The following is an 11509-nucleotide window of genomic DNA, read 5'->3' as shown; positions in this document are numbered from 1 at the left end:
CGGCGGGTGCTGGTGCCGGTGGCGGCCGAAGCCGGGTCGTCGGTCCCGGCCGAGTCGCTGGCGGAGAGCGAATCGGGTGGTGTCCTGCGGGAACGCATCGACCGAAACGTCATAGCACAGTGACAAGTACTTTTTCGCCGGGCGCGGTGGCGAGGGTGCGAGTGGGAAGCGGGAGGTGAGAGGCGGAAAAAGCGGAGGGCAGACTGCGGATGCGGCGATGACGCTCCGGAGGGAGCGCGCAGACGACCCCCGAGAGACGCTATCACGGGTCGCGGACGCCGGCAGTCTCGGGGGAGACCGCGGCGTTTTTGCCCGCTGACCCGGTACGTGGGATAACCGAATGGCCCGATACCACATCGAGACATACGGCTGCACCTCGAACCGCGGCGAGAGCCGCGCCATCGAGAGCGCGCTCCGCGACGCCGGCCACTACCGCGTCGACGGGCCCGAGGAGGCCGATGTCGCCATCATGAACACCTGTACGGTCGTGGAGAAGACGGAGCGGAACATGCTCCGTCGGGCCAAAGAGCTGGCGGCGGAGACGGCGGACCTCATCATCACGGGCTGTATGGCGCTCGCGCAGGGCAACGACTTCCGCGAGGAGGGCATCGACGCCCAGATTCTCCACTGGGACGACGTGCCGGCCGCCGTCACCAACGGCGAGTGTCCGACCCCCGGCCCCGGCGTCGAACCCGTCTTGGACGGCGTGGTCGGCATCCTGCCCATCGCCCGCGGCTGTATGTCGAACTGCTCGTACTGCATCACGAAGTTCGCCACCGGCCGGGTGGATTCGCCCTCGGTCGACGAGAACGTCGAGAAGGCGCGGGCGCTCGTCCACGCCGGCGCGAAGGAACTCCGCATCACGGGCCAGGACACCGGCGTCTACGGCTGGGACAACGGCGACCGGAAGCTCCCCGAGCTACTGGACCGCATCTGCACCGAAATCGACGGCGAGTTCCGCGTCCGAGTCGGCATGGCCAACCCCGGCGGCGTCCACGGCATCCGCGACGAACTCGCCGCGGTGTTCGCCCGACACGACAAGCTCTACAACTTCATCCACGCGCCCGTGCAGTCGGGCTCCGACGAGGTGCTCGAACACATGCGTCGCCAGCACCGCGTCGACAAGTTCAGAGAAATCGTCGAGACGTTCGACCGCGAACTCGACTACTGGACGCTCTCGACCGACTTCATCGTCGGCTACCCGACCGAGACCGACGCGGACCACGAGCGGTCGATGGAGCTGCTCCGCGAGGTTCGCCCCGAGAAGGTCAACGTCACGCGCTTCTCGAAGCGCCCCGGCACCGACGCCGCGGACCTGAAGGGCCTCGGCGGGACGCTCAAAAAGGAGCGCTCCAAGGAGATGTCCGAGGCGAAGATGGACATCGTCGCCGCCGCGTACGACGAGATGGTCGGCACGGAGCGCGACGTGCTCGTCGTCGAGGAGGGTACCGGCGACTCCGTGAAATGCCGCGACGAGGCCTACCGCCAGATAATCGTCCAGAACGCCACCGAACACGGCCTCGAACCCGGCGACTTCGCCCGCGTGACGGTGACCGCCCACCAGACCGTCTACGCCTTCGCCGAACCGGTCGAGGCACAGCCCGAACCGCGGGAGCCCACCGCCGCCTGAGCGGTCGGTTGCGCGCCGAAGACGCGTCGCCCCGCCGATTCACACTCCGCTCGGTTCTCAGTTCTCGTCGCGCCCGCGGACGCCGCCCTCGCCCACTCGGAGAAACATCCCTTTCGACGCCGGCGCGGTCGGTTCGAACCCCCAGCGCTCGTAGTAGCCGTCCACGTCGGCGAGGAGATTCACGAACGCCGACGGCGGGGCCTCGCGGTCGAGGTAGTCCACGAGCGCGTCCATCACGCGGGTGCCGAGCCCGCGGCCCTGATGGTCGGGGTGGACCGCTACGTCGACGACCTGAAAGACGGTACCGCCGTCGCCGACGAGCCGACCCATACCGACTATCTCGTCGCCGGTCGCCCCCTCGAAGACGACGCGCACGCCGAAAATCGTGTTCGGAACGCCGCGCTCGGCGGCCGCGAGAGACCGGGGAGGCATCTCCGCGGCGTCGCGGAGGGAAACGTACGTCTCGGGGGCGGGAAACTCGGGGACGAGGTGGTAGTCGTCGTTCACGACCCGACCGTCGCGCCACCCGGCCCTAACGGTTTCTCTCACGCCGACGCCGGCAACAAGATTGATAGCGACGCGACGGCTGACAGCACCCGTGTCCGACGACAGTCAATCGGAGGCCCGAGCGTTCGCCAGAGACGCGCTCTCGACGGTCGCGGTCGTCGTCGCGGTCGGCGCGGTGCTGTTCGCGGTGAGCGGCGTGTGGCCCCCGATGGTCGCCGTCGAGAGCGGGAGCATGCAACCGACTCTCGAACGCGGCGACCTCGTCGTCGTGACCGCGGAGGTTCGCTACGGCGGCCCCGCGGCCGACGACTACGGCGTGGTCACGGCCAACGCGAGCGAGGGCTACGGCCGGCTCGGCGGCCCGGGCGATGTCGTCGTCTACGACACGCCGTCGCGCGACGGCTCGCCCATCATCCATCGCGCGGTCTTCTGGGTCGAGGACGGAGAGAACTGGTACGACCGGGCCAACTCGTCTTACGTCGACGGCTCGGACTCCTGTGCGGAACTTCTGAACTGCCCCGCGCCGCACGCCGGCTACGTCACTCGCGGCGACGACAACGACTACTACGACCAGGCGCGGGGCATCGCCTCGCCCGTCCGACCCGACTGGGTGCGGGCGAAAGGCCAGTTCCACGTGCCGTATCTCGGGGAGCTACGGCTGGAAGTCCAGAAGCTTCTTTGAACCCCCAGCGGTCGTCAGCGGTCGTCAGCGTCCGTTAGTGGAAGTTAGTGGCCGTCAGCGGTCGTCGCCGCCGTCGGGCGAGAACATGGTGTAGCGCTCGGTCTCGTCGTCTTCCTTCCACTCCCCGAGTTCCTTCGGGTCGATGTGGACGAACACGTCGTCGACCTCGTCGATGTTCCGAATCGCCTGCACGACCCACGTCTCGATGTCGTGAGCCTCGGCAATCGTCATGTCGCCTTCGACCTCGATGTGGAGGCTCACGTCGATTTCGGGGCCGACGTAGTGGGCGACCACGTCGTGTGCGCCGTACACGTCGGGGTGCGACAGGGCGGTCTGGACGATGAGCGCCCGGAGGTACTCCGGCGGGGCGGCCCCGACGAGGTAGTTCACGTTGTCGCGGACGATTTCGTAGCCGGTGTAGACGATGCCGATGGAGACGACCATGGCGGCCAGCGGGTCCAAGATGGGGTAGCCGAACTGCCCGCCGACCACGCCGACGAGCGCCGCCCCGGCGGTGAGGATGTCGTTTCGGTTGTCGACGCCGGCGGCGACGAGCGCCGGCGAGTTCTGCTCGCGGCCGACCGAGTAGCAGTAGCGGTAGAGGACGTACTTGGCCGCCGCCGCGACGACGAGGACGACGACGCCGAGCGTCCCCGCGTCTCCGCCGTAAGTCCCCGCGAGGATGCTGGACGTGCTCTGCCAGAGAATCGCCCCGCCGGCGGCGAAGATGCCGACCGCGACGAAAAGCGAGATGAACGGCTCGATACGCTCGTGGCCGTGGGGGTGTTCCCAGTCCGGCGGCTTCGTCGTCAGATAGAGGCCGCCGAGGATGATGGTGCTGTAAACCGCGTCCGCGAGGCTGTTGACCGCCTCGGACCCGAGGGCCAGGCTCCCGGTCGTCCACCACACGCCGGCCTTCCCGGCGACGAGAAGCACGTTCGCCGCGAGGACGACGAATCCGACCCGACGGATGGCCCGCTTCCGCTCCATTACCGTGGCTTTCGGGAGAGGGGTTCAAATGCGCTTCGGGCCGGAGCGGGCTATTAGATGCACTCGACGTGAGTTTTAGGGTCAGTCTAATTCGAAGCGAACCGCGTCGTCGTCGCCGTCGGCGAGTGCCCCGTCGAGGCCGGCGAACGCTTCGTGAATCTGGTCGTAGGAGTCGTCGAGCGCCTGCACGAGCACTTTCGTGTCGGAGATGACCGGCATGAAGTTGGTGTCGCCGTTCCACCGCGGGACGACGTGGGTGTGGAGGTGGTCGTCGATGGAGCCGCCGGCGGCCGAGCCGCCGAGGTTCTCGCCCGCGTTGAACCCGGCGGGGTCGAAGGCGGCGTCCAACGCGGCGAGCGTCTTCGATTTGAGCCGGGCGTGGTCGAGGAGTTCCGCGTCCGAGAGGGCGGCGAACTCGCCGGTGTGGCGGTGCGGGATGACCATGACGTGCCCCGGCGCGTAGGGGTAGTTGTTCAGGAGGACGAACGAGTGCGGCGAGCGGGCGACGATTTTGCTCTCTCTGTCGTCGTCGCGCTCGGGGAGCGCACAGAAGGGACAGCGGTCGTCGTCGTCCGGGTCGTCGGCGTCGGCGTCTTGGTCGTCGTCGCGGGCGACCCACTCGATGCGCCACGGGGCGAACAGTTGGTCCATGGCGGCTCAATGGACCCGGACGGGCAAGCCGTTTCGGTCTCGGGGCGGTCGGTGCTGGCTCCGACTCCGGTTCCGTCCGACTATCGCGTGAGGTTCTCGTAGCCGTCTTCGGTGACGATGATGGTGTCTTCGGCCTGTCCGACCATCGCGCCGTCTTCCTCTTTCAGCACGGGGTAGCCGCGGAGGATACCCTGCTGTTCGAGCCGGCGAATCGCCATCTCTGAGCGACCGCCCTCGAACCAGCGGGCCGCGAAGGGGAGCAGTTTGTACTCCTCGCGCACCTCGTCGAGCAGTTTGCGCGACATGCGGTCGCGGACCGAGCGGTCGTTGACGAGGCTGTAAATCTCGTTTTTCGACCCCTCGGTGACCTTGCCCGTGCCGTCGGTGGCGAACGGTTCGATGGCGACCACGTCACCGACTTCGAGTTCGACGCCGCGCTCTGCGCCGCGGTTCGGGATGGTCGGGTCGGTGTGGGCGTCCCACTGCTCGACGCCGTGGCCCGAGAGGTTGAGGACGGGCGTGTAGCCGTAGCCGCGAATCACGTCCTCGATTTCCGCGCCGATTTTCCCGGTGTGCGCGCCCGCTTCGACCATGTCGAGGGCGGCGTCGAGCGCCTCCTCGGCGGACTCGACGAGTTCGTCGTTGCCCGAGAGGTCGACTGTCACCGCGGAGTCTGCGATGTAGCCGTCGACGTGGACGCCGACGTCCAGACAGACCATGTCCTCGCCGAACACGGTGTCGTCGTCGCGGCCGGGGCTGGCGTGCGACGCCTCCTCGTTGATACTGATGTTGACCGGGAACGCACAGCCATCGGCGAGTTCGCGGATGCGCGCTTCGGCGTGTTCGGCGACTTCAAGGTGGGTGACGCCGGGTTCGACCATCTCGGCCGACTCGTCCAACACCGTGCGGAGGACCTCCCCTGCCTCTCGATACTTCTCGACCGTCTCGTCGTCGAGGGGTCCGATGCTCATGGCCGCGACTTCGCGGCCGCGCCGGAAAGCGATTGCGGGATGGCCGGCGACAGAGGGCGGGTCGTCGCCGGCGGCTCGCGCGGCGTGCGTGAGACCCACAGCCATGTCTATATAGCACAATAGTTCGAAACTAGCAACCCTTTCTTAGGTAGCCGTCTTCAGGCAGAGGAGAGAACGTTTCCAATGAGTGTCCCGTCCTTCCACCCCGACGTCGCCGAGCAACACCTTCGAGTCGACATCGACGACTGGGACGACGTGTACGTCGTCGGCGACGTACACGGCTGTCTGCCGGCGCTCGAACGCCTCGTCGACCGGCTCGAACCCTCCGAGGACGACCTCGTCGTCTTCGTCGGCGACCTCGTGCGGAAGGGCCCCGACAGCAAGGGCGTCGTGGACTACGTCCGCGAGCGCGACAACTTCCTGACCGTCCGCGGCAACAACGAAGAAAAGCTCATCCGCGGCACGAAGGAGCTAGACGCGCTGACAGACGACGACCTCGAATGGATTTCGAACCTCCCGGTCGCCATCACGTGGGAAGACGCCATCGTCGTCCACGGCGGCGTCCACCCCGAAAAGCCGCTTTCCGAACACAGCGTCGACGAACTCGAAAACACCCGGGCGATGAACCCCGGCGACAGCTACGACGGCCCGTTCTGGTTCGAGTACTACGAGGGTCCCGAGCGCGTCTTCTTCGGGCACACCGTGATGGCCCACCCCGCCGTCTTCGAGTACGCGATGGGCCTCGACACGGGCGCGGTCTACGGCGGCGCGCTGACGGCCTACGACCTCCACGCCGACGAACTCGTCGCCGTCGACTCCGAGGTCACCCACGAGTCCCGCAAGGACTCGAAGATTCTCGAACCCCGCCAGCCCGCGCTGGTCTGAGCCCCCGAGGCGACGGTGGCGGCGACGACGGAGGCGGCGAACTAAAGGCCGCCGCCGAACCATCTCCTCTCAAGCACATGTCCGACGACGAGGTTCGCGGCGGCGACTCGCAGGGCCGACAGGCCGGTCAGGGGCAGGCGACCGCGCCGGTCCGCGTTCGCGACCGCGACGACGACGAGTCGAATCCGGTCGACGCCGACCTCGCAGACCCCGCGCTGTATCTCAACCGCGAACTCAGCGAACTCGCCTTCCACGAGCGCGTCCTTCACGAGGCGAGAGACGACCGCAACCCGCTTTTCGAGCGCGTCAAGTTCCTCTCGATTCTCACCTCGAACCTCGACGAGTTCTTCATGAAGCGCGTCGGCGGGCTGAAACAGCAGATGGCCGCCGGCGTGAGCGAACCCTCGCCCGACGGCCGGACGCCGAGCCAGCAGTGGTCGCTCGTCCTCGACCGCGCCCGCGACCTGCTCGACCGACAGTCCGACTGCTTCCACGACCTCGTCCGCCCCGCGCTCACCGACGCCGGCATCGACATCGTCGGCTACGACGACCTCGCGCCCGACGAGCGGGCGGCCCTCCGCGACTACTTCGAGGCGTCGGTCCTGCCGACGCTGACGCCCCTGACGTTCGAGCCGGCCCATCCGTTCCCGTTCATCTCGAACCTCTCGCTGTCGCTCGCGGTCCGCACGACCGAGGGCCCGGAGGAGCCGACGAAGTTCTCGCGGGTCAAAGTCCCCGGCAACCGCCCGCGACTCGTCAACGTGGACGAGCGCGTCGGCGACGCGGGAGGGAGGGCGGACGACGACGGCCCCGCGGGACCCGTCAGGTTCGTCCCGCTCGTGGCCGTCATGGAGCGCAACATCGACCTGCTGTTCCCGAACGTCGAGGTCGTCGACACCTCCGCGTTCAGGGTGACGCGGAACGCCGAGGTCCGCCGCAACGAGGAGGTCGCAGAGGGGCTCATCGCCACGATAGAGGACGTGCTCCGCCAGCGCCGATTCGCCACGGTGGTCCGCTTGGAGGTCCAGTCGGGCACGCCCGAGGTCGTCCGCGACCTGCTCGCAGAACAGCTCGGCGTGGACGACCGCGAGGTGTTCGAGCGCGACCTGCCGCTGGACTACGGCGCGCTCGCGTCGCTTTTCGACCTCGACCGGCCGGAACTCGAAGTCGCGCCGTGGACGCCCCAGCCCCACCCACGGTTCGCCGGCCGCTCCGCCGACGACCCCGACTCGGTGTTCACCGAAATCGCCCGGAAGGACGTGCTCGTCCACCACCCGTACCACTCGTTTACGGGCACGGTGGGGACGTTCCTCGCGGCGGCCGCGGCCGACCCCGACGTGCTGGCCATCAAAGCCACCATCTACCGGACCGCGCCGGACTCCGAGGTCATCGAGACGCTCATCGAGGCCGCCAAGAACGGCAAGCAGGTCGCGGTGATGGTCGAACTCAAAGCGCGGTTCGACGAGGAGAACAACCTCCGGTGGGTCCGTCGCCTCGAAGAGGAAGGCATCCACGTCGCTTACGGCACTATCGGGCTGAAGACGCACACGAAGACCGCGCTCGTCGTCCGCGAGGAGGGCGACGAGGTGCGGCTGTACTCCCACGTCGCCACCGGCAACTACCACTCCCAGACCGCGAAGCTCTACACCGACCTCGGGCTGTTCACCGCCGACCCCGACATCGGCCACGACCTCGTTCGCCTGTTCAACTTCTTCACCGGCCACTCGCGGCAGGAGACGTACCGGAAACTGCTGGTCGCGCCGACGAACCTCCGCGAGGAGATGACCCGGCTCGTCCGCCGGGAGGCCGACCACGCCCGCGCCGGCCGCGACGCCCGCATCGTCGCCAAGATGAACGCGCTCGAAGACCCCGCGATGGTCCGCGAACTGTACGAGGCGTCGATGGCCGGCGTCGACATCGACCTCGTGGTCCGCGGTATCTGTCGGCTCAGACCCGGCATCGAGGGGCTCTCGGAGCACGTCTCGGTGTCGAGCGTCGTCGGCCGGTTCCTCGAACACTCGCGTATCTTCTACTTCGAGAACGGGGGCGAGCCGGACTACTACGTCGGCTCCGCCGACTGGATGACCCGCAACCTCGACCGCCGGGTCGAGGCCGTCGCGCCCGTCGAAGACCCCGAGCACCGCGCCGAACTCGACGCCGTCCTCGACGCGCTCCTGTCGGACAACCGCCGGCGCTGGGTGATGGACAGCGACGGCCGGTACGAACAGCGTCGCCCCGGCGACGGCGAGCGGGTCCGCGAGGCCCACCGAGAGCTGATGGACCGGGCGCTCGGCGCGGCGTACCGCGCCGGCGACGACTGAAGAAAAAAGCCCGATTCAGGCGCTCGGTTGCACCCGCGCGAGCACGTCGCCGCGGGCGAAGTCGTCGCCTTCTGCCACGACTATCTCCGTGACCGTCCCCGTCGTCGGCGCGGCCACGTCGATGCTCACCTTCTCGACCTGTATCTCGCAGAGCGTCTCGCCCGCGTCGACCGCCGAGCCCTCGCGGACGAACCAGTTGGCGAGGTAGCCCTCGGCCACGTCGTCGGCGTCGTCGGGCCACGAGTCCGCCGAGTTCACGTCCGCGGCGTCCGTCATGCGCGACCCCCGTTCGGTTCCGACTCGCCCGTCACTCGTGGAGTTCGCGGACGGCCGCCGCGATGTCGTCGGTGCCGGGGTTGACCTCGTCTTCCAGCGGGCGGGCGTAGGGAATCGGCACGTCGTGGATGGCCAGCCGCTTGACCGCCGAGAGGTCGTCCAGCGCGCCCTCGGCGGCCCGCGCGATTATCTCGCCCGTCACGCCGAACGACCGGTAGTCCTCGTCGACGACGAGGAGCTTCCCGGTCTTGCGGACCGAGTCGAGCACCGTCTCGGTGTCGAGCGGCACGAGCGTCCGGAGGTCGATGACCTCGGCGTCGATGCCGTCGTCGTCGAGCCGTTCCGCGGCCTCCATCGCCCGGTGGACGTGCAGGCCGAGGGTGACGACGGTCACGTCGTCGCCGGGGCGCTTCACGTCGGCCTCGCCGAACGGAATCGCGTAGTCCTCCTCGGAGACGCCGGTCTTCGGCCCCGAGGGCGACGGCATCCAGCCGAGACCCATGAGACGCTTGTGGAACATGTAGACGACCGGGTCGTCGTCGCGGATGGCGGTGTGCATCAACCCCTTGGCGTCGTAGGCCGTCGAGGGGACGACGACTTTCATCCCCGGCAGGTGGGCGAAGGTCCCGTAGAGCGTCTGGGAGTGCTGGCCGGCGTCGTTGTAGGTGCCGCCGACGGCCGTGGTCAGCACCATCGGCACGGAGAACGAGCCGCCGCTCATGTAGGTGTTCTTCGCCATGTTGTTGTAGATCTGGTCCATGGCGACGCCGAAGAAGTCGACGAACATCAGTTCGGCAATCGGGCGCATGCCGGCCTGTGCGGCCCCGACGGCCGCGCCGAGGTAGGCCGTCTCGCTGATGGGAACGTCCATCACGCGGTCGCGACCGAACTCGTCCAAGAGGCCCGTCGTACTGGAGAAGATGCCGCCGTAGTCGGCGACGTCCTCGCCCATGTAGAACACCTCCTCGTTCTCGCGCATCTCCCACGCGATGGCTTCCACCATCGCCCGGCTCATGGTCAGTTCGCGGTCCGTCTCGGTCGCCTCCGTGTAGTCTCGTGATTCGGTCGCCATCAGTTGTCGCCTCCCGTCTCGCCGGCGTCGCCCGGCGCGTCTGCCGCGCTCCCGCCGTCGGTCGCCGCCTGCGCCGGCGGGTTCGTGAACACGTTCTCGTACGCCTCCGCCGGCTCGGGTTCGGGCTGTTCTTTCGCCCACGAAATCGCCGCCTCGACCCGCCCGTGGGCGCGCTCCCGCATCTCGTCGATGTCGTCGTCGGTCACGCCGTGCGAGCGGAGGTCCGCGGCGAGTCGCTCGATGGAGTCGCGCTGTTTCGCGCGGTCGATGTCGGCCTCCGGGCGGTACGCCTCGGCGTCGCCCATGAAGTGACCCATCCGGCGGTGGACCTGCACCTCGATGAGCGTCGGCCCGTTGCCGTCGCGGGCGCGCATCACGGCCTCGCCCGCGGCCTCGTAGACCGCCGTGGCGTCGTCGGAGTCGATGCGGACGCCCGGCAGGTCGAAGCCGGCGGCGCGCTGTGCGCCGTTCTGCACGTCGGTCACGCGGTCTTTCGGCATGCTGATGGCCCAGTCGTTGTCCTCGACGACGAAGACGACCGGGAGGTCGTGGACCGCCGCGAGGTTCAGCGATTCGAGGAAGCCGCCCTGGTCGATAGCGCCCTCGCCGAGGAAGGCGACGGCGACCGAGTCGGTGTTCCGCTTTTTCGCGGCCATCGCCGCGCCGACCGCCGGCGGACAGCCCTGCGCGATGATGCCCGCACACGCGAAGTTCACGTCGGGGTCGAACAGGTGCATGTGGCCGCCCTTCCCGCGGCACAGCCCCGTCTTCCGGCCGAAAATCTCGGCCGTCATGCGCTTGAGGTCGACGCCCTTCGCGATGGCGATGTGGTGCGGTCGGTGCGGCGCGGTCACCGTGTCGTCGTCGCGGAGGTGCATGCAGACGCCCGCCCCGGACGCCTCGTGGCCGGCCGCGAGGTGCAGTTCGCCGGGAATCGGCCCCGCCGAGATGTCGAACGCCGGCTGTTTGCCGACGAGGTACTCGTCCACTAGTCGCTCCTCGTAGTGCCGAGCGGTCACCATCTGCTCGTACATCGTCTGTAGGTCGGTAACACTCACCATGGTTGGCGTCCGGGTGTACTCTCGTAGAACTATTAACATTAATTGTGTAAGTCATGACCATCAGAACGAGCGGACTACGAATTCACGCGAAGCGACGGGTCGAGACAGGTCTAAGCCCGACTCGAGCGTATCGTCTCGTATGAACGACACGACCGCGAACGGGGCGAGGCGTTCCTCTCCGACTGGGCGACCGAACACGGCCTGCAGGACGCGGCGCGAATCGTCGACGATTCCGGCGACATCGAACGAGCCATCGCCGACCGGGCCGACAGCCACTCGATGGTGCTGATGGGAGCGACCGAACGGGGCCTTCTCACTCGACTCCTGACCGACTCGCTGCACCTCGACGTGGTCAACGACACCGACCACGCGGTTCTCTTGGTGGAGCGCGCCACCGACCGAAGCCTCAGGCAGCGTCTGTTCGGACGCTGAGGCGGTCGGCTACTCTCCTCGCGGCCGTTCG

At 68.0% G+C, this 11509-nt stretch carries 11 protein-coding genes and 1 pseudogene; 5 read left to right on the top strand and 7 right to left on the bottom strand.

Annotated features, from left to right (window positions below; genetic code table 11):
• Positions 1–340 precede the first annotated feature (340 nt).
• Positions 341–1630: a tRNA (N(6)-L-threonylcarbamoyladenosine(37)-C(2))-methylthiotransferase gene (locus HVO_RS17280; RefSeq protein WP_004042693.1), complete on the top strand. Its 1290-nt coding sequence runs from the start codon at positions 341–343 to the stop codon at positions 1628–1630.
• Between the two features lie 57 nt (positions 1631–1687).
• Here HVO_RS17280 and HVO_RS17275 read toward each other — a convergent pair whose 3' ends face one another.
• The gene (locus tag HVO_RS17275; RefSeq protein ID WP_004042691.1) at positions 1688–2137 is read right to left on the bottom strand and encodes a GNAT family N-acetyltransferase; all 450 of its coding nucleotides are present in this window, start codon (positions 2135–2137) and stop codon (positions 1688–1690) included.
• 91 nt (positions 2138–2228) lie between these two features.
• On the opposite strand from HVO_RS17275, the gene HVO_RS17270 reads away from it, so the two are divergent.
• Positions 2229–2819, top strand: coding sequence for a S26 family signal peptidase (locus HVO_RS17270; RefSeq protein ID WP_004042688.1), 591 nt, complete (start codon positions 2229–2231; stop codon positions 2817–2819).
• A gap of 54 nt (positions 2820–2873) precedes the next feature.
• Here the strand turns inward: HVO_RS17270 and HVO_RS17265 are convergent, their stop codons facing one another.
• The 3 genes from HVO_RS17265 to map all read right to left on the bottom strand — a co-directional run bounded on the left by HVO_RS17265 (position 2874) and on the right by map (position 5431).
• On the bottom strand, positions 2874–3809 hold the full coding sequence (locus HVO_RS17265; RefSeq protein ID WP_004042686.1) for a cation diffusion facilitator family transporter: 936 nt from the start codon (positions 3807–3809) through the stop codon (positions 2874–2876).
• Positions 3810–3890: 81 nt separating this feature from the next.
• Positions 3891–4460 (bottom strand): HIT family protein, encoded by a 570-nt coding sequence (locus HVO_RS17260; RefSeq protein ID WP_004042684.1) that lies wholly within the window; start codon positions 4458–4460, stop codon positions 3891–3893.
• A gap of 80 nt (positions 4461–4540) precedes the next feature.
• The gene (map, locus tag HVO_RS17255) at positions 4541–5431 is read right to left on the bottom strand and encodes a type II methionyl aminopeptidase (RefSeq protein ID WP_013035297.1); all 891 of its coding nucleotides are present in this window, start codon (positions 5429–5431) and stop codon (positions 4541–4543) included.
• A gap of 183 nt (positions 5432–5614) precedes the next feature.
• Here map and HVO_RS17250 point away from each other — a divergent pair, with 183 nt between their 5' ends.
• Entirely contained in the window at positions 5615–6316 is a 702-nt protein-coding gene (locus HVO_RS17250; RefSeq protein ID WP_004042680.1) for a metallophosphoesterase family protein, read from the top strand.
• A 77-nt stretch (positions 6317–6393) separates the two neighbouring features.
• On the top strand, positions 6394–8637 hold the full coding sequence (gene ppk1, locus HVO_RS17245) for a polyphosphate kinase 1 (protein WP_004042678.1): 2244 nt from the start codon (positions 6394–6396) through the stop codon (positions 8635–8637).
• Positions 8638–8652: 15 nt separating this feature from the next.
• On the opposite strand, the gene HVO_RS17240 is transcribed toward ppk1, so the two are convergent.
• The 3 genes from HVO_RS17240 to HVO_RS17230 are packed head-to-tail and all read right to left on the bottom strand — an operon-like array spanning position 8653 to position 11019.
• Positions 8653–8913 (bottom strand): lipoyl domain-containing protein, encoded by a 261-nt coding sequence (locus HVO_RS17240; RefSeq protein ID WP_004042676.1) that lies wholly within the window; start codon positions 8911–8913, stop codon positions 8653–8655.
• Between the two features lie 31 nt (positions 8914–8944).
• Entirely contained in the window at positions 8945–9985 is a 1041-nt protein-coding gene (locus HVO_RS17235) for an alpha-ketoacid dehydrogenase subunit beta (protein WP_004042674.1), read from the bottom strand.
• A complete protein-coding gene (locus tag HVO_RS17230) occupies positions 9985–11019 on the bottom strand; it encodes a thiamine pyrophosphate-dependent dehydrogenase E1 component subunit alpha (protein WP_004042670.1) in 1035 nt (344 codons plus the stop codon). The genes HVO_RS17235 and HVO_RS17230 overlap by 1 nt, the downstream gene beginning before the upstream one ends.
• Positions 11020–11196: 177 nt before the next feature.
• Between HVO_RS17230 and HVO_RS21490 the strand changes: the two are divergent.
• Positions 11197–11478, top strand: a pseudogene (locus HVO_RS21490) (formate/nitrite transporter family protein); the annotation flags it as partial.
• Positions 11479–11509: the final 31 nt, after the last annotated feature.

The organism is Haloferax volcanii DS2 (assembly GCF_000025685.1).
GTDB classification, from domain to species: Archaea; Halobacteriota; Halobacteria; order Halobacteriales; family Haloferacaceae; genus Haloferax; species Haloferax volcanii.
This window is presented reverse-complemented; position numbering and strand designations above follow the sequence as displayed.

Bases quoted from the DNA above. Each gene is read 5' to 3' on its own strand.
- HVO_RS17280 (WP_004042693.1), top strand. From the start codon at position 341: ATGGCCCGATACCACATCGAGACATACGGCTGCACCTCGAACCGCGGC.
- HVO_RS17265 (WP_004042686.1), bottom strand. From the start codon at position 3,809: ATGGAGCGGAAGCGGGCCATCCGTCGGGTCGGATTCGTCGTCCTCGCG.
- HVO_RS17260 (WP_004042684.1), bottom strand. From the start codon at position 4,460: ATGGACCAACTGTTCGCCCCGTGGCGCATCGAGTGGGTCGCCCGCGAC.
- map (WP_013035297.1), bottom strand. From the start codon at position 5,431: ATGAGCATCGGACCCCTCGACGACGAGACGGTCGAGAAGTATCGAGAG.
- HVO_RS17250 (WP_004042680.1), top strand. From the start codon at position 5,615: ATGAGTGTCCCGTCCTTCCACCCCGACGTCGCCGAGCAACACCTTCGA.
- ppk1 (WP_004042678.1), top strand. From the start codon at position 6,394: ATGTCCGACGACGAGGTTCGCGGCGGCGACTCGCAGGGCCGACAGGCC.
- HVO_RS17240 (WP_004042676.1), bottom strand. From the start codon at position 8,913: ATGACGGACGCCGCGGACGTGAACTCGGCGGACTCGTGGCCCGACGAC.
- HVO_RS17235 (WP_004042674.1), bottom strand. From the start codon at position 9,985: ATGGCGACCGAATCACGAGACTACACGGAGGCGACCGAGACGGACCGC.
- HVO_RS17230 (WP_004042670.1), bottom strand. From the start codon at position 11,019: ATGTACGAGCAGATGGTGACCGCTCGGCACTACGAGGAGCGACTAGTG.